Origin of the sequence: Actinomadura nitritigenes, assembly GCF_017573545.1 — a bacterium.
GTDB lineage: Bacteria > Actinomycetota > Actinomycetes > Streptosporangiales > Streptosporangiaceae > Spirillospora > Spirillospora nitritigenes.
This window is the reverse complement of record NZ_JAGEOK010000034.1, coordinates 1-16,446: the sequence shown is the minus strand read 5'-3', so window position 1 is coordinate 16,446 and position 16,446 is coordinate 1. Positions and strand designations below refer to the sequence as shown.

The following is a 16,446-nucleotide window of genomic DNA, read 5'->3' as shown; positions in this document are numbered from 1 at the left end:
TCACGCCGGGGAGTGATCAACTGATGTCCGCACCGCGACCGGCACCCGCGCCGGATCAGACGGCCGGCAGCGCCGGCCACTGTAGTGCGTCGCTGGATCGCGCACCCGCGCTTCCGCTGGGGCACCCCGGTCGGCGACGTCTCCTGGCCGGCTGGACGACCCGAGGCGGCGGTGACCGAGGTTCACTGCGTGTCCGCGGGCTGGGAGGGTGTCCGGGGGCCGGGGGCGGTCCAGCTGCTCAGCAGCCGTAGCGCTTCGGCGGTGGCGGAGCCGGGTTCGGCGTTGTAGACGCACAGGATCTGGTCAGGGTCGCCGGAGGGCTGGAAGGACTCGTAGGCGAAGTGGAGATCGCCGACGACGGGGTGGTGGTAGTGCTTGGTGCCGTGGGTGCGGCGCAGGACGCGGTGGTCGTTCCACCAGGTGGTGAATTCGGGTGAGCGCAGGGTGAGTTCGCCCACGAGGTCGGCGAGTCGCCGGTCGTGCGGGTGGCGGCCCGCTTCGAGGCGGAGCATGGCGACGGTCTCGGCGGCGATCTGTGCCCAGTCTCCGACGCGGTCACGGGCATCGGGGTCCAGGAGGTAGTAGCGGGCGAGGTTGCGCTGCGGGACAGGCAGGGCGTCGAAGTCGGTCAGGACCTCGCGCGCCAGGTGGTTGGCGGCCAGCACGTCGGTGCGTCGGCCGAGGATGAAGGCGGGGACATGCTCCAGGGTCTGGAGCATGAGGTACAGGCCTGGGCGGACCCGTTGCGGAGCGGAGGGGGTACGGCGCGCAGGGGTGGGCCGTACCAGCAGGTCGGTGAGGTGCTCGCGCTCCGCGGGATCAAGCTGGAGAGTGCGTGCGATGGCCTCGACGACCTCCGGGGACGGGGTTCCGGCGCGGCCTTGTTCGAGCCGGGTGTAGTACTCGGTGCTCACACCGGCGAGGCGCGCGACCTCGTCGCGGCGCAGTCCGGGCACTCGCCGGGCGCGCCCGTCCTCCGCCAGTCCCGCCCGATCGGGGGTGATCCGGGCACGGCGCGAGCGCAGAAAGCCGGCGAGTTCGCTACTACGGTCCATGTCACCAGTGTGGTCCGCCCGCGGGCGGCGCGCCCCCGGGTAAGTGGCCCTCTCAGTACCTGCCTTCACGGTACCGGCCCGTTCAGGGCCTGCTCGCAGCGGTTGTGGAGGGCACCGGAGTGCTGTGCTGGACATGGGCCCGCTGGGACGGGCTCCTCTCTCACTCTCTGTCTCCTCGGAAAGAGGTCCATCATGTCCTCGGATACTTCTGCCAGGCCGCTGACCTTCCGCTCCGCCCAGGTCACCGAGGCCGGCGGCCCGTTCAGCGTGGTCGATCGCGAACTGCCCGAGCCGCACCGGGGCCACGTCCGCCTGACGGTCGAAGCCTGTGGCGTCTGCCGTTCGGATTCGGCGTTCGTCAACGCCGCCTTCCCCGACGTGCCGTTCCCGCTGGTGACCGGACACGAAATCGCCGGACGCATCGACGCGATCGGTGACGGTGTCGAAGGCTGGGGTGTCGGCGAGCGGGTGGCCGTCGGCTGGTTCGGCGGCAACTGCGGAACCTGCCTGGCCTGCCGCGAAGGCGACTTCATCCACTGTGCGCGTATCCAGATTCCTGGCTGGGCCTACCCGGGCGGCTACTCCGAGGCCGTGGTCGTTCCCGCGTCCGCGCTGGCCCGCATTCCCGATGAGATCACCGCTGTCGAGGCAGCGCCCATGGGCTGCGCCGGCGTCAGCACCTTCAACGCGTTGCGGCGCAGTCCGGCCAAGCCGGGTGATCTCGTCGCCGTGCTCGGCCTGGGAGGGCTCGGGCACCTGGGCGTGCAGTTCGCCGCCAAGCTCGGATTCGAGACCGTGGCCATTGCACGCGGCGACGACAAGGCCGACGCGGCCAAGAAGTTCGGCGCCCACCACTACATCGACGGTAACGCCGGTGACGTGGCCGATCGGCTCCAGTCCTTGGGCGGCGCAAAGGTCGTGCTCGCCACCGCGGCCAACTCCGACGCCATGAGCGCCGTCATCGACGGGCTGCGTCACAACGGCGAGCTCATCGTGCTCGGCGCCACGCCGGAGCCCATCCAGGTCAGCCCGTTCCAGCTCATCGCGACCAGCAAGTCCGTGCATGGCCACCCGTCCGGCACCGCACGCGATGTCGAAGAGACCTTGCGCTTCGCTGCCCTGACAGGCGTCCGGCCCACGACTGAGACGCGCCCTCTGGACGAGGTCGACGCGGCCTACACCCGCATGATGTCCGGCGACGCCCGCTACCGCATGGTCCTTACCACCGGCAGGTAACCGGGGTGGGCCGCAGCACCGACACCGTTCCCCTTCGATGTCGACGACCTAGCCAGCCGGGCCGTAGGGCTGTACGACCAGAACCTGCGCCAGCCTGACTTGGTCCGGCCCTCGACCCTCCTCAGGCCAGGCCCCTCGCCACTGCGGCGAGGGGCCCGCCCATTCCGCGCCTCAACGCCCCAGTCAGAGCTCGGGATGTTCGGTCAACGGCGAACGTTGGCCCGTACCGCAAATTGCCAGGGGTGGGAAGGACAGTGGGCTGTGGAGAAAATGCACTGAGTGGCGGCCGAAGGCAGCTGGCGTTCATCGATGGCTTGTTTCGCAAGTACGCCGGGCGGCTCGTTTCTGGGCCGTCGGCCGAGGGGTCGGGCTGCGGCCACTACCGGGAGGGCGGTCAGCGTGGGCGGACCAGGGGGAGGAACACCAGGTCGACGATCTCGGTGATGGTCTCGTCCGGGACCGGCTCCGGGCCGTTCAAGAGGTGCTCGTTGCGGAGCAGCGCCACGGGCAGGGTCGCGATGCGCGGGACGAGGGACTCCTGCCGCGCCTCCCCGCGGGCGACGGCCCGCGCGAGGACGGCCAGCATCGTGCCGGGCTCACCGCGGGCGAGTTCGTCGCGCAGGGCGGCCATCGTCTCCGGTTCGCGGCGCGCGTCCATGACCAGGCCGCGCAGGATCTCGGCTCCGGCCGGGGAGCTCATCCGGTCGGCCGCCGCCCGGAGGAGGGCGATGACGTCCGAGCGGAGCGCGCCGGTGTCGGGCGGGCTCTCCGGCCGCGCGACCAGCTGCCTGTAGGCGGCGAGGGCGAGCGAGGTGCGGCTGGGCCAGCGCCGGTAGATCGCCGTCTTGTTCGTGCCGGCGCGGGCGGCGACCCGGTCCATCGTGAAGCCGTCGTATCCCCGGTCGGTCAGTTCGTCGACGGCGGCCTGCAGGACGGCGTGCTGGACCTGCGCGGCACTGCGCCTGGGGCGCCTCACCCGGCCGCCGCTGCCGCGCGCCGGGTCCCGCGCGGCGTCGTCCGGTGCCATGGCCGCCCTCCAGAAGACTCGTCAGTACCTTTTCGTCAGCCCAGGCCGTAGGTTACGCGGCACTGCAAGGGACTATGAGTACCTTGCAGAGGGGACTCTCAGTCCCTTAAAGTGCGTGGCGCACGGCCGGCGGGCCGCCATGGACCCCGCACGCGCCTCTGCCTGGGGGAACGATGATCCGGACGGTCTTCAGCAGCGACGAGTTCGCGCCCGATCGGCGGCTGGCCGCCTTCGACGACTTCCAGGTGACCAGCGCGCCCCCGATGCGGGTCGTGAGCGACGGGCCGCAGGGCTTCCAGGCGACGGTGCGGGCGCTTGATCTCGGGGCGGCGGACGTGGTCGAACTGACCTGCTCGCCGGCCGAGGTGCGCAGGCCGCCGCCGCTCATCCGGGCGCAGGACCCGGGACTGTACTCGGTCGTGTTCCCGTTGCGCGGCCGACTCGTCGTGGACCAGGCCGGCCGACGCGCCGAACTGGGTGAACGCGAGCTCGCGGTCTATGACAGCGGGCGCCCGCTACGGGTGCGGATCACGGCGGAGGAGCGGCCGGCCAGGCTCGTGCGCGCCCAGGTGCCCCGCACCCTGGTGGCGCACCCGGAACAGGCCGACCGGGTCCTCGCGGTCCCGCTCCCGGGAAGGTCGGGGGTGGGGGCGCTGCTCACCGAGTACCTCCTCCGGCTGACCACGGACTCCGGCGCCTACCGCCCGGCCGACGCGCCCCGCCTGGGCGGCATCACGGTCGATCTCCTGAACGCGCTGATCGCGCACCATGCGGCAATGGAGCCGGTGGACCGCCTTCCACAGCGCGCGCTTCTCCCGCGCATCAAGGAGTACGTGTGGCGGCACCTCCACGACCCCGGGCTGTCACCGCGCTCCATCGCCGCCGCGCATCACATCTCGGTCAGCTACCTGCATCGGCTCTTCCAGTCGCAGGGCATCGCGGTCTCGTCGTGGATCCGCCGGCTCCGCCTCGAACGCGCGCGCCGCGATCTCGGTGATCCGGCGCTGGACGCGGTGCCCATCCACCGGATCGCGACGCGCTGGGGATTCAACGACCACGCCACCTTCACCCGTGCGTTCCGCGCGGCCTACGGCATCGCTCCGAGCGACCATCGCCGCCGCGCCCTCGAATCGGCACCGGGCCGGACCGCATAGCCGTTTCCGGAAAGGGCCGCCGCCCGTCAAGGCGGCGGAGCCGGAACGCGGGCCGCGCGGCGGGGGCGAGGGCGCCGCGCGGCCCGCCGCGAGGTCAGGGCAGGACGACGCCGCCGAGTCCGGCGTCGAGTCCCTGCACCCCGAGCGTGCTGGAGTAGAACGTTCGGCCTCCGGTGGTGGACACACCGGACGCGCCGCCGTTCAGCATGTACAGGGCGCCTCCGCCGCCGTTCTCGCCGGGTGCGCCGGCGTTGAGGTCGGCCTTGCCGTCCCCGTCGAGGTCGGCGAGCGACACCTGCGCGCCGAACAGGTCGTTCTCCTCGGCGTGGCCCGTCACGTCCCCGACGTTCTCGCTGATCAACTGGGCGCCGCTGCCGGTCACTCCGCCCGGTCCGCCGTACAGCACGGTGGCCGCGCCCGCCTTGGCGACGGTGTCGACGGTCTTGCCGGGGGCGCCGACCGCGATCTCGGCGCGACCGTCGCCGTTCACGTCGCCGGTCGCCACGGACGCGCCGAAGGAGTCGCCGTACTCGGCGGTTCCGGGGACGCCGTCGGTGTCCTGGTCGATGACGGTGGCGGTGCCGACGCCGGACGCGGTGCCCGGGTAGACGCGGACCTGGCCGCCGCGGTCGGTGTCCACGCCCGCGACCAGGTCGGCGCGGCCGTCGCCGTCGACGTCACCGGCGGCCAGGGACCGCGCCGCGATGCTGGACGAGGTGTAGGCCGCGGTGTCGGCGAGCCCGGTCGAGGAGCCCATGTAGACGTTGAACCGCAGCGAGGGGTCCTGCCCGTCGATGCCGCCCCAGATGTACGCGTACGCCAGATCTGCGTGACCGTCGCCGGTGAAGTCGGCGGTGGCGGTGGACACCTGGACGGTCTCGCCCTCCCCGTGGCCGACGGTGGTGGTCGTCCCGGTCAGGTCGCCCGACGCCAGGCTGCGGTAGAGGGTGAAGGAGCCGCGGCCGCCGGCGACCAGGTCGGGCTTGCCGTCGCCAGTGACATCGGCGGCGCTGACGGTGACGGCGCCGTGGGCGTAGGCGTCGCCGTCATCGGTCCCGAACCTCACCGCCCTGGACGACAGGCCGCTCGCACTGCCGTAGATGAGGGTGATGCCGCCGCCCTCCAAGGGCCCGTTGGAATCCTCGCCGGAGGCGACCACGGCGAGGTCGGCGTAACCGTCGAGGTCGAAATCGGCAGAGGCCAGAGAGGCGCCGAACCCGTCCGACTCCTCCGAACCGCCCGGAATCCCGGCGCTCTCCTGCGAGATGACCTGCCGGTGGGCCGGATCGGGACCGGTCGCGGTGCCGTAGACGACGGTGACGAACCCGGCCCTGGCGGCCCCGTTCGCGGTGCCGAACGGGCTGCCGAGCACCAGGTCGCGGTGGCCGTCGCCGTTGAAGTCGCCGGGCCGGGCGGGCGCCTTGGGGGCGGCGTGCGCGGGCACGGCGGACAGGCCCGCTGTGCCGGCGGCCGCTGCCGTGACCGCGGCGAGCGCGGCGCCGCGCAGGCACCGATTGCGTCGAGTCATAGGGGACATCCTTCTGACGGGGAGGATTTGCAGAGAATGAGCGAAGCAGGGGAAGGCGAATTAGGCGAGGGCCCTGGAATCGATTCGCCGGCGCCGGGAAGAAGGCGCAAAAATGGGAGCGAACAGACTCCGCGGTGATTCAAATTTCCCCGTGTTCACTCCAGAAAGTTAACAGGAGGCGGCGCGCCGGGCTTTGACGGCGAGCGGACACCTCTTGACGATCGCTCCACGCCTGCCGCCATCGCAGCCGCCGCCCTGAGGAGGAGCCGCCGCACGACGCCGAGAGCGATCGGATCTGGCTTCCGGCGATTCGGCAGCCGGGCACGGAGAACCGGCTCGGGACGCTGCAGCCCGGCGTGCGGCCGAGCCAGAGGCGTGACCGAACGAGGGCCTCAACCCAAGCAGTGGTGGAGGCCACGAGCCGGTGATCTGCGCAAGCCATCGGGTGAGCGTGATTCCGGAAGACGTCTGGATTTCAGGACATAACCTAGGGAGCGCCCGCACAAGGCATCCCGAAAGGCCTGAAAACGCTGATGCGCTTCACCGCCCGGACGTCGTCGGACGGCGTCACCGAACAGTTCTTCACCCTCGGCGAGATCCCCGGTGTGCTGTGGACGCCGGAAGGCGCCTGCGGTACTCGTCCCCTGATTCTGCTGGGCCACGGCGGGGGGCAGCACAAGACGGCCACCGGCATCGTGTCCCACGCGCGCCGCTACGCCGCCGAGGGTTTCGCGGCCGTCGCGATCGACGCACCCAACCACGGCGACCGGCCCAAGGATGAGGAGTTCGGCCGGATCGCGGCCGAGATGCGGGCCGGCATGGCCGCCGGTGAGGATCCGGGCGCGCTGGTCGCCGGCATGCACGGCTATCTGGCTGGTCAGGCCGTCGCGGACTGGCAAGCGATCCTGAACGCGGTCCAACGCCTCGACCAGGTCGGCGTCGGCCCGGTGGGCTACCACGGCATGTCGATGGGCTGCGGGCTCGGTATCCCGCTCATCGCCGCAGAGCCCCGGATCCGTGCGGCGGTGCTCGGCCTGCTCGGTGTGCACGGGCTGGCCGAGGACGCCGCGCGGATCACCGTGCCGGTGCAGTTTCTGGTCCAGTGGAACGATCAGATGGTGTCGCGGAACCAGAGCCTGGCATTGTTCGACGCCTTGGCCTCGACTGAGAAGACGCTGCACGCCAACCCCGGCAAGCACGAGGATGTGCCGTCGTTCGAAGCGGACAGCTCGCTGAGGTTCTTCGCCCGGCATCTGAGCTGACACGAGGTCGCAGTGCTCGGCGCGCTGGCCCGGGACTCGTTCCCGGCCAGCGCGTCCGGTCCAGTCCAGACTGTTCGGCCACCACGATCCGCAACCGCCGCGACGAACGGATCAACACCGGGGCATTCGCCCGGCGCAGGAAACGCGCCCTGGACGCTTACGCGCGGATCGTCGGTTCGCCGCTGGACGACGTCGCCGTGGACGGCTGCATCGTTAAGGCGCCGGGTGGTGGCGAACTGGCCGGGCGTCTCCGGTGGATCGCCGCAAGGGCATGAAACGATCGCTGCTGGTCGAGGGGTACGGCATCCCGCTGGGCCGGGTGCTTGCCCCGGCCAATCGCGACGACTCCCCACTGCTGGGCCCGGCTCTGGACAAGCTGGAGGAAACGCGCGGTGGGTGTGGTGGCGGTGAGCGGCGGCAACCATGCGATCGCGGTCGCGGTGATGGCCGCCGCGCTCGATGTCTAGGCGACCGTCGTCATGCCGCAGTCGGCCCCTGCGCGCGCCGTCGAGATCGCCGCGTCGACCGGGGCCGTGGTGCGGCTGACCGACACCGTGGACGCTGCGTTCGTGCTGATGGAGCGGCTCCGGGCCGAGGGGCTGACGGTCGTGCACCCGTTCGACGATCCGGACGTCATCGCCGGGTAGGGCACGCTCGGGCTGGAACTGGCCGAGGACGCCGGCGAGCTGACCGATGTGCTGGTCAGCATCGGCGGCGGTGCGCTGATCTCGGGTGTGGCAGCGGCACTGCGGGCGCGGCGGCCGGGTGTGCGGGTCTGGGGAGTGGAGACCCGAGGGGCCGAGGCGATGTCCTGCGAAGGTCTGGGCCGAGCCGGCGGCCGGTTGCCTGCTCCCTGCCGCCCGGCAGGTCCACGACGGGGCTCGGCTGGGCCTGGTGCTGGCGGCGCCAACGCCGAGCCCACCACCGTGATCTCGTGGGCCGAGCGCTTCGGCCTGCACTGACGTTCCTGCAGCACCGTCGGCGGCGCGTTGGTGCGCCGGGGGGTAACGGGGCGTGACCCACGCAACGATCTGCTCGATGCCGGACAAACTGGAGGCCGACCCGCGCGACCGCGTCGGTTGCCGGCCGCCGGCGGGCCGCTTCACCCGACGGCCGCGAGATCGATGATCTGGATGGCCCCCTTGACCGGTCGGACGAGGTACCGGTCGAGAGCCAGGGTGGAGTCGTCACGCCGGGCGCTCGGTATGCTCACCGGCCAGTTGTCCTCGTAGTTGGGCCCGAGATCCATCATCCTGCCCGTCGCCAGGTCGTAGAGGGTGTCGTGCTTGTCGCCGTTGGCCAGGGAGAGGAACCGGTCGTACATCAGCGATCCCTCCGGCGGTTCGCTGACAGGCAGCTCGTCCGCGGGCACGGCGCGCCCGGTGCCCGCGGCCAGTGGCAGGACGCGGGTGTCGGGGACCCGGTCAAGGGTGACGCCGAGTGGAGGGCCGCCTACGCACCAGCTGATCCAGCAGGTCCAGGTATTGGAGGACTTGGGGAGACGCACGGTGCGGGTCTGGCCCGTCGCCAGGTTCCACAGCCGCTTGAAGTCCACGTCCCCGGTGCGGCCGCTGCTGGTGCCCGGGGTACCGATCCACGGCCAGGACAAGATGCGGTAGCCGTCGGTTCCGGGGACCATCCGCACGGGCCCTCCGGCGAGCGGTACCTCGTACACGGCGGTTGCCCCCGAGGCGCTCCCGTGCTCGTCGTCGGCGGTCCCGCCGTTCGCTGCGCGGCTCCACCTGATCGTGCCGCCTCCCACGACCAGTCGCCCGATCCCCGCCTCCTTCGAGCCGGCGTCCAGCGAGACGACCCTGCGGGCGTTTCCGCCGTTCAGCGGGGCGGCCCAGATCTCGGTCACGGCCCGTCCCGCGACCGTGCCCTCCTGCGACCATACGGCCTGACCGTCGCCGGCAGCGAGGTTCCCGGCGTACTGCGTCGACGTTCCCTTCTCGACGACGTCGGTGACCTTGGTGGCCTGGTGGTTCTGTAGGTCGTACACCCAAAGCTGGTCGGTCACTTCAGGACGCGACTCCGTCGAGACCAGCAGAGACGTGCCGTCCAGTGCCACTTCCGGGTTGTACCGGCGCCCGTTCGGCAGCGTGTCCGGCTCGGTCCGGACCGCCGCCTTCGGGACCGGTACCGGCGAGGGGACGGTCTCGGTCGGCAAGCCGCCGGCGCTCTTGCCGGAGAGGGCACCGGACCCGGGCGCGTTTCCGGCGCGCAGGGCGGCCGACGTCCCGGCGGTCACCAGCAGCGCCGTCGTGACCGCGGCCGCCGCCATCGTCGCCCGGTTGCGCTGCCGCGCCCGGGCCCGGCCCGCCAGCTGGTCGAGCAGGTCCGGTGCCGCGTGCGGCGCGTCCAGCGACGCGGCCTTGAGCGTGGTCCTCAGTGCCCGCTGAAGGTCATCGGTCATGGTGGGCCCCCACTGCCTGGGTCAGGGACGGACGCCAATCCGCCCGGAGCTTGTCGAGAGCGCGGGCGGCCTGGCTACGCACCGTCCCTCGCGAGATGTCGAGCAGCTCGGCGATCTCCTCGTCCGGCAGGTCCTCGTAGTACCGAAGGACCAGCACGGCCCGCTGACGCCGCGGCAACGCCGCCAGCGCCCGCCACAACCGGGGATCCCGCTCGGTCTGCTCGAGGCCTCGATCCACGTAGCCGCCCTCGGGCACCTCGCGGACGAGTCGCTCACGTCTGCGCCGCCGCCATGCGCTGATGTGCAAGCGCGCCATGATCGCCCGCGTGTACCCCTCCGGATCGTCCTTCCTGACCACGCGGGGCCACGCGGTGCGCAATCGGAGCAGCCCTTCCTGCACGAGATCGGCCGCATCGTGCGCATTGCCGGTCAGTACATAGCCGTAGCGCAGGAGTGTCGCGGCTCGGTCGGTAACGAATCGCTCGTACGTCAAGCCGTCATCGTCCACAGGCCATCCCTTCTCAGTCACACCCCAGGACGCTGCGGCGCCTTGATCTGTTGCATCCCGAAGGCGTCCTCTCCCCCGGCCTACCGGCTCGTCATGCCACCGCTGTGCCGGCCTCGTGCGGGAGCAGGCAACTGAGGGCGCAAGTGGCGGCCGGCAGGGCGGCCGACCCACATGGTCGTGGCGAAGGCCAACTCGACGGCTCCGTGTCCGACCGGGGGGCTCGGACCGAGGGTGGGTTCGGCGTGCACGCGCCGGAGGCCAGAGCTGCCATGGGGCTCGGTGTGCACCCCGCGCACCTGCTCGGTGCCGGATCGCGCGCATCGGGGGTGGGCGCTTGCGCCGCATATGGAATCCCCAGGACGTTGCAGCAGACCTTGATGGGCAGCCCCTCGCCGGGCATCACTGCGATGGCTTCGAATCGCCCTATGGGGCACCGCCCGCTTCACCAGCTCAATCGCTCGGCTGATGACGGCCAGTTCGGTCTGCAGGTAGGCGATCTGATCTCGGGAGGCGAGATAACTTCCGGGCATCTTGGGCACTGGCACTCCTCGTGATCGAAGACGCCGTGACCGGAACCGCCTGCCCGTGTAACGTCGCCGCCACCGAAAACGACTCCAGAGCCCGGTCAGAGCGCGATGAGTCCCGCGTTCGTCGGCTCGAAGCCGCAGGCGCCGAAGTAGAAGGCCTGCAGGTGGTCATCGAAATCGACGTGCAGCCATTCGCACCGTGCCGCCCGGGCGCCTCGAACGGCTGCGGTGACCAGCCCAGCGCCGATCCCGGATCGGCGAAGGTCTCCCCTGACCACGGTGTCCAGGACGAATGCGTGGACACCACCGTCCCACGCGAGATTGACGAAGCCGACGAGCTCGCCCTCGCGCCGAGCGCAGACCCAGCCGAGGCTATGGCGGTGGACCTGTGCCAGCCAGTCGATGTCCAGGACCCGATGGTTGAAGCCCTCCGCGTGCAACGCGTTGACGGCTGCGTTCTCGAAGTCGCCTCGCCATTCGTACATGATCGTCATGCCGTGAGCGTAGAGACACCAGAGCGGCCCCCCGTGGCGGCAGACGACCTCTCACTCCCCGCCCCCGTTGGTCGAGCTTCTTGCGTGGGATCGGCAGCCTCCCAGGCGACCCGCCGCACCCGCCGCACCCGCCGCACCCGCCGCAGTCGACTACCTGATCGGCACCTGCGAACTCGCCCCCGATGACCGCCGGCAGGCCACCCCACCCTGCCCCCTCCGGGCGACGGTGCGGCTGCTGCGGCAACGGGCGGTCCGGCCCAGGTGGCCTTCTTCGGTCGGCCGACGGGTCCCGGTTGCGCAGTCACAACTGGCTGCCCCCGCTAACGCTGTCTGAATCCTCGCGAACCGTCTTCGATCGGCGCGTCCGGTCGTCGATACGGGCTGGCTCATCGCGCGGGCGGCCGAGCGTTATGAGCCGCCCTGGCCGAACCGCCAAACGCTGGGCCGAGCGGCACCACCACCTGGGTGCGGCAAGCGCCCGCTGCTCGATGTAGTGGCGGTCGAGGCAGGGGAAGGGCCGGGAACCGGCGGCCGCCGCAGCCGGCACGTTCGCGTGGTATTCGATGCTGATGGCCCCATGATGGCCGAGAGGCCGGAGGAGTTCGTGAAGCTGTCCGCGACTTCATCAGTTGGCGGGCGGGCCGAGGAGCTCTATTCCTCGTCGGAGTCTTCGAGAAGCTCGCGCACTTCGATGACCTCGGTCGGAGCGTCTTCTGTGGGCCAACTCGCGGCGAGAGCCTGGATCATCGGACGGTGCTCTTCGAACGTCTCGTCCCGTGCGAGGGCCAGGGCTGCGGCCGCCTGGATCTCCAGTTCGGGGCAGCGAGTCGCGCTCAAGAGGACGTCGAGGGAGTTGCCGCACCGAAACTCCTCCAGCAGGTACAAGGCCTGACTGCGCTCGCTCATCGGGACGGCCTCGTCGCACACGATGTCCCCAAGAGCCTGGACGAGCCGGGGGTGGGAGTGGCCGACGGACCAGAGCACGTCTCTCACGGTGTCGAGAAGCTGGTCGCGAAGCGAGTCGGCGCCCTCGAGCGAGTCGGCCAGGACGGAAAGGTCGTCCTCCGCGGCGATCCTCAAGGCCGACAGGGCGGTGAGGTGGGCGGCGCGGGGACCGTACTCGCGGCTGAGCTCAGGCGGAGACGGCGGTTGCCGCAGGATCTTCTGTATCAGCGTGAGGACGAGCGCCCTCGCCGGCTGCCGTGCCTCTTCGCCGCCTCGCGCGAGGGCGCCTTCGGAGTCCCACCAATGGTCCAGGGCGATGCCGACGGCGGCCACATCTCCACTTTCGAGCATCGTGCGCATGGCGTCGTGGTACGACTCGTCCGCCGTGGGGAGGCGCAGCCTTCTGTGCGCGCGATGCAGATCCGGGTCCTGTAGCCGGTGCCCCTGCCAGTGAACGCTGTGCGGCTTCCCGAAGACCAGGTCGACGGGGTTCTGGCCCCAGAAACGCGCCGGAGGACGCTCCTCCCAGCTATCGGCCAGGTCTTCCATGACCGCTCGGTGGCGGTCCAGGCCGCCGGTCTTCACCAGGTAGGAGACCGCGTGCACCTGCACGTCCGGCTCCCCCTCGCGGATCACACGCAGAAGGACGTCGTCGGCGCCTGCACCGAGCCCGTCGGCCAGGATCCGGATCGCCGTCTCCTTGGTGCTGCGGGAGGCGGAGGACGGGTCGAAGATCACGCCGCTCACCGCCTCGACGAGGCGGGCGTCCACGGTCTCGGTCTCGGTCTCGGTCTCGTCGAAGAGCCCGTACGCCATCCAGACGGCCTCGTGCCGGACGGTGTCGGAATCCGTCCGGCCGAGGATCTGCACCAGCAGGTCGGCGTCGCCCGGTTCCACATGCCGTGCCCCGATCATGTTCAGGGCGCTCACCTCGGCGGGCGGGATCGGACGACGGAGCACCTCGCGGGCCCGCTCCAGAACCTCGGGCAGGTAGGCGTCCGCCAGGTCGGAGTCGTCCAGGACGTGCCGCAGCCCTTCCCAGTTCTCGTAGTGGTCGAGCGCGATGCCCACGGCGAGCGGGTCGTCGCTGCGCAGCAGTGTGGTGAAGGCATCCAGGCACGTCTCGTCGGTCAGCGGGAACCTCAGCTCGTCGTGGGCGCTCCGAAGGGCCGGATCGTCCAGGTGGGCGTCCTTCCAGTAAGTGCTGTGGAAGCCCGTGAGCGCATCACGAATGTCCTTGGAAAAGGGGCCCGCGTCCTCCGGCCAGGAGTCGACGAGCTGCTGGAGCAGCTCGCGGTGCACTCGAACCTTCTTGGGCGATGACAGCTGCCCGGCGGCACTGACCTGGACCTTCAGGTCGCCGGACTCGGTGAGGCGGACGAAGACGGCCTCCACCTCGGGCATGTCGAGATCGCCCAGGGCATGGATCGCGGCGCAGCGATCCCGCGCGTCCAGACTCTCGTCGAGGGCGATCGCGCGGACGGCCGCCAAGAGCCGAGGGTTCGGTTCCTCCGCGTCCTGAAGAGCAGTGGACGCGGCCATCAGCCCTTCCTCCCGCAGTCCGGGGTCGGAGGTGGTTTCCAGGATCCCGGCGATCCGGTCGGCGTCCTCGTCTTCACCAAGGTGCCACACCATGGTGAGCGACCAGGAGAGCGCCCGATGCCGGTTCTCTTCGGCGAGCGTGGACGACCGGTCCAGGAGGTCGCGGGCGACGAAGAGAACCTCGTTGTTCAGTGGCCAATACGGGTTGTCCGCTCCCCACCTGGTATTGGCCTGTGCCTGCTGGTAATCGCTCAGCGCCTCGCACACGACACCGAGGTCGCCACTGTGCAGCCGCTGGCTGAACTCTCCGAGAAAAGACGCTTCATCGCCGTCCGGCATAGGGCCCCCTCCATAATCGGCTCACCAGACTGGCAGCCCCGTCTCCCCCATGTCCTCCCGTTTTCAAGGCTTCCCTCGCCCAGCCGAAGCCGTTTCGAATGCCAGGACCGCTGGGCAGCGCACGGCTTGATCCGCAGGTTCTGAGAGTTCTCTGCTCCTCGTAGGATGGGCGGCCAGCCCATCGGCGAGCCTTCAGCCGGGATTCCGATCCGGGCGGGTCGTCCGGCGAGCGGCGCCTCGAAGACAGAGGACACGCTCACCCGCCTGTTCCAGGTTCATGTCTTCCTGGGCGTCTGCGGCACGGCTCTAGCGGATCTGCCGTCCACCAAAGACCAACCGTTCGCTCTCGCCTGTTCGCCTGCGACCTGCATCGACAGGACCCTGCGGGCGTTTCCGCCGGTCAGTGGCGCGTCCCAGATCTCGGTCGCAACTTGTCCGCCGGTTTTACCCTCCTGCGACCGCACGGCGTTCAGCGCCTCTGGACCGCTCCTCATGACCAGAAGGTGGCCACGCACAAGGTCAGCCGCATCGGCGCCCGTGGTCGGTCAGAAGAGAGCAGCAGCGCAGGAATCGACTCAGGGACCCGAGCCGGTCCCGTTGCACGGCCAAGCGGACTGGCTTGACGCCCGTCTGCAGGAGGAAATGCGCCAGCGTTCCTGAAAACGGTCCTGCGCGTGCAACAGAACAGGAGTGCTGCGGCGTCCCGGGGGTGTGACACAGAAGGGATGGCCCGTGGACGACAACGGCTTGACGTACGAGCGATTCGTCACCGACCGAACCTCGGCGGAATGAAGGTCTTCTACGGCGCTCTCGCCGTGGCCCGGGGCGTGATCTGTTCACCCTGTAGTTGGCTCGTCGCAACGGCAGCCTTCAGCTATTGCCTGGTCGGATTGTCCCGGCAGCAGAATGTATTGACGGCCGCCTGTGACCTGGGGATCTTCGATCAGGCGGTACACGGGTGGGCGATGCGGGGCTTTCCGGAGGTGCCGATCAAAGGTCCGGGTTTTCATCACTGGGGCGATCACTTCATGCCGCTGTTCGCGCTGCTGGCTCCGCTGTATTGGATCCGGGATGCCCCGCAGACGCTGATCATTGCTGGTCACGTACTGCTCGCCTCGTCGGGGATCCCCGTCTACCGAACGGTGCGGCGACTGCTGGGCGATCGCCCGGCCGCGTACCTCACCGCGGCATACCTGACGTCGTTCGGCCTGCTCAATGACGTCGGCTACGACGTACATGAGACGATCTTCAGCGCGACTCTGCTGGCCTGGGCGTTGGAGCGCGCCCTTGCCGGGCGATGGAGCACCGCTTGTGCGTTCGCCTGCGCCACCATGCTCGCCAAGGAGGATATGGGCGCGACGGTGTTCATGTTCGGCGTCCTGGCGATGGCCTACCGCAAATGGCGGCACGCCCTGGTGCTGCTGCTCGCCGGCCCGCTCGTGCTGATCACCACCGTCCGCGTGATCATTCCGCACTTCCGGGGCGGCTCATATCCGCACTACGACTACTTGGGGCTTGGCGGCTCGACGAACCTGGAGGAGTTCGGCCGCTACGTGATCACACATCCCGCCATCACTGCGTTCACCCTCTTCGACAACTCCACCAAGCTCACCACCTGGGTACTGCTGCTGATCCCGTTCGGGCTCGGCGCTCTCCGCTCACCGGTGGTGCTGCTCACGCTGCCGACGCTGGCCGAGCGGATGCTGTCGACGAAACCGGCGATGTGGGCCTGGACGCTGCACTACAGCACGGTGCTGATGGTGATCCTGGTGATCGGGATGGCCGACGGCCTGGCTCGGATGCGTCGGCGGAATGATTCCGCGCCGACCCCAGGAGCCGCATTGGTCCGCGGTGGTCTTGTCCGCGGTGGTCTGGTCCGAGTCGCCACATCGCGGTGGCCGGAACTGGCTCTGGCGGTGGTGCTGATGGTCGCCGTCAGCCCGGCCACGCCGCTGCGGTCATGGCTCAGTGGGGGTACAACCCGGTCGGCGAGTTACCGGCAGGCCGTTCAGCAGGCAATCGCGCACGTCCCCACCGGCGTGACGGTGCAGGTGAGCAACTATCTCCTGCCCCAGATTCCCCGAGGCAATCGGGCGATTCTGATCGGCGAAGGAAAGGAGGACGCCAACTGGTCGATCATCGATGTACATTCCCGCACCTGTGCCGGCCGGCCGGAAGCAGACAACCTAGACGGATTGAGGATCCAGGGATTCACCAGCGTCTACGAGAAATCAGGGATCATCGTCCTACGTCGCGCCCCTTAAAGTACTAATCGAGTGCTGCGATTTAGAGCGTGTCTCACGTGGATCCGACCGCCGGTGTGCGGCATGATTTGGGGGCATGTCGTCGGATCTTGCGCTGCGGCTGGTGCCGGACGAGTTGTGGGCGATTGTTGAGCCGTTGATTCCGGGGT

General features: G+C 69.8%; 13 protein-coding genes and 1 pseudogene. 7 read left to right on the top strand and 7 right to left on the bottom strand.

All coding sequences use genetic code 11. The features are described from left to right. Positions 1-182: 182 nt before the first annotated feature. Entirely contained in the window at positions 183-1,055 is an 873-nt protein-coding gene (locus tag J4557_RS38825) for a helix-turn-helix transcriptional regulator (RefSeq protein WP_208271811.1), read from the bottom strand. Between the two features lie 192 nt (positions 1,056-1,247). Here J4557_RS38825 and J4557_RS38820 point away from each other — a divergent pair, with 192 nt between their 5' ends. Further along, positions 1,248-2,291 carry an alcohol dehydrogenase gene (locus J4557_RS38820; RefSeq protein ID WP_208271810.1) on the top strand — a complete coding sequence of 348 codons (1,044 nt, stop codon included), beginning with the start codon at positions 1,248-1,250 and terminating at the stop codon, positions 2,289-2,291. 394 nt (positions 2,292-2,685) lie between these two features. On the opposite strand, the gene J4557_RS38815 is transcribed toward J4557_RS38820, so the two are convergent. Then, complete coding sequence (locus J4557_RS38815) at positions 2,686-3,318, bottom strand: TetR/AcrR family transcriptional regulator (RefSeq protein ID WP_208271809.1); 633 nt, start codon at positions 3,316-3,318, stop codon at positions 2,686-2,688. Positions 3,319-3,491: 173 nt separating this feature from the next. Between J4557_RS38815 and J4557_RS38810 the strand changes: the two genes are divergently transcribed. Continuing rightward, positions 3,492-4,472 carry an AraC-like ligand-binding domain-containing protein gene (locus J4557_RS38810; protein WP_208271808.1) on the top strand — a complete coding sequence of 327 codons (981 nt, stop codon included), beginning with the start codon at positions 3,492-3,494 and terminating at the stop codon, positions 4,470-4,472. Positions 4,473-4,566: 94 nt separating this feature from the next. Here J4557_RS38810 and J4557_RS38805 read toward each other — a convergent pair whose 3' ends face one another. Next, positions 4,567-6,000 carry an FG-GAP-like repeat-containing protein gene (locus tag J4557_RS38805; protein WP_208271807.1) on the bottom strand — a complete coding sequence of 478 codons (1,434 nt, stop codon included), beginning with the start codon at positions 5,998-6,000 and terminating at the stop codon, positions 4,567-4,569. A 533-nt stretch (positions 6,001-6,533) separates the two neighbouring features. Between J4557_RS38805 and J4557_RS38800 the strand changes: the two genes are divergently transcribed. The 4 genes and pseudogenes from J4557_RS38800 to J4557_RS52290 all read left to right on the top strand — a co-directional run bounded on the left by J4557_RS38800 (position 6,534) and on the right by J4557_RS52290 (position 8,224). Beyond that, positions 6,534-7,262 (top strand): dienelactone hydrolase family protein, encoded by a 729-nt coding sequence (locus tag J4557_RS38800; RefSeq protein ID WP_208271806.1) that lies wholly within the window; start codon positions 6,534-6,536, stop codon positions 7,260-7,262. A gap of 71 nt (positions 7,263-7,333) precedes the next feature. Continuing rightward, positions 7,334-7,641 (top strand): annotated as a pseudogene (locus J4557_RS50205) (transposase); the annotation flags it as partial. A 100-nt stretch (positions 7,642-7,741) separates the two neighbouring features. After that, positions 7,742-7,909 (top strand): hypothetical protein, encoded by a 168-nt coding sequence (locus J4557_RS38795; RefSeq protein WP_208271805.1) that lies wholly within the window; start codon positions 7,742-7,744, stop codon positions 7,907-7,909. Between the two features lie 12 nt (positions 7,910-7,921). Further along, positions 7,922-8,224 (top strand): pyridoxal-phosphate dependent enzyme, encoded by a 303-nt coding sequence (locus tag J4557_RS52290; protein WP_208271907.1) that lies wholly within the window; start codon positions 7,922-7,924, stop codon positions 8,222-8,224. Between the two features lie 140 nt (positions 8,225-8,364). Here J4557_RS52290 and J4557_RS38785 read toward each other — a convergent pair whose 3' ends face one another. From J4557_RS38785 to J4557_RS38770, 4 genes are all read right to left on the bottom strand, one after another. Then, positions 8,365-9,678, bottom strand: coding sequence for a hypothetical protein (locus J4557_RS38785; RefSeq protein ID WP_208271804.1), 1,314 nt, complete (start codon positions 9,676-9,678; stop codon positions 8,365-8,367). Beyond that, the gene (locus tag J4557_RS50200) at positions 9,668-10,186 is read right to left on the bottom strand and encodes a SigE family RNA polymerase sigma factor (RefSeq protein WP_307800458.1); all 519 of its coding nucleotides are present in this window, start codon (positions 10,184-10,186) and stop codon (positions 9,668-9,670) included. Before J4557_RS50200 ends, J4557_RS38785 begins: the two co-directional genes overlap by 11 nt. Before the next feature lie 625 nt (positions 10,187-10,811). Continuing rightward, positions 10,812-11,207 carry a GNAT family N-acetyltransferase gene (locus tag J4557_RS38775; protein WP_208271803.1) on the bottom strand — a complete coding sequence of 132 codons (396 nt, stop codon included), beginning with the start codon at positions 11,205-11,207 and terminating at the stop codon, positions 10,812-10,814. A gap of 651 nt (positions 11,208-11,858) precedes the next feature. After that, positions 11,859-14,033: a hypothetical protein gene (locus tag J4557_RS38770; protein ID WP_208271802.1), complete on the bottom strand. Its 2,175-nt coding sequence runs from the start codon at positions 14,031-14,033 to the stop codon at positions 11,859-11,861. A gap of 788 nt (positions 14,034-14,821) precedes the next feature. Here J4557_RS38770 and J4557_RS38765 point away from each other — a divergent pair. After that, on the top strand, positions 14,822-16,297 hold the full coding sequence (locus tag J4557_RS38765; RefSeq protein ID WP_208271801.1) for a DUF2079 domain-containing protein: 1,476 nt from the start codon (positions 14,822-14,824) through the stop codon (positions 16,295-16,297). Positions 16,298-16,446: the final 149 nt, after the last annotated feature.

Coding starts and splice junctions, on each gene's coding strand:
- J4557_RS38825 (WP_208271811.1), bottom strand. CDS start 1,055: ATGGACCGTAGTAGCGAACTCGCCGGCTTTCTGCGCTCGCGCCGTGCC.
- J4557_RS38820 (WP_208271810.1), top strand. CDS start 1,248: ATGTCCTCGGATACTTCTGCCAGGCCGCTGACCTTCCGCTCCGCCCAG.
- J4557_RS38815 (WP_208271809.1), bottom strand. CDS start 3,318: ATGGCACCGGACGACGCCGCGCGGGACCCGGCGCGCGGCAGCGGCGGC.
- J4557_RS38810 (WP_208271808.1), top strand. CDS start 3,492: ATGATCCGGACGGTCTTCAGCAGCGACGAGTTCGCGCCCGATCGGCGG.
- J4557_RS38805 (WP_208271807.1), bottom strand. CDS start 6,000: ATGACTCGACGCAATCGGTGCCTGCGCGGCGCCGCGCTCGCCGCGGTC.
- J4557_RS38800 (WP_208271806.1), top strand. CDS start 6,534: ATGCGCTTCACCGCCCGGACGTCGTCGGACGGCGTCACCGAACAGTTC.
- J4557_RS38795 (WP_208271805.1), top strand. CDS start 7,742: ATGCCGCAGTCGGCCCCTGCGCGCGCCGTCGAGATCGCCGCGTCGACC.
- J4557_RS38785 (WP_208271804.1), bottom strand. CDS start 9,678: ATGACCGATGACCTTCAGCGGGCACTGAGGACCACGCTCAAGGCCGCG.
- J4557_RS38775 (WP_208271803.1), bottom strand. CDS start 11,207: ATGACGATCATGTACGAATGGCGAGGCGACTTCGAGAACGCAGCCGTC.
- J4557_RS38770 (WP_208271802.1), bottom strand. CDS start 14,033: ATGCCGGACGGCGATGAAGCGTCTTTTCTCGGAGAGTTCAGCCAGCGG.
- J4557_RS38765 (WP_208271801.1), top strand. CDS start 14,822: ATGAAGGTCTTCTACGGCGCTCTCGCCGTGGCCCGGGGCGTGATCTGT.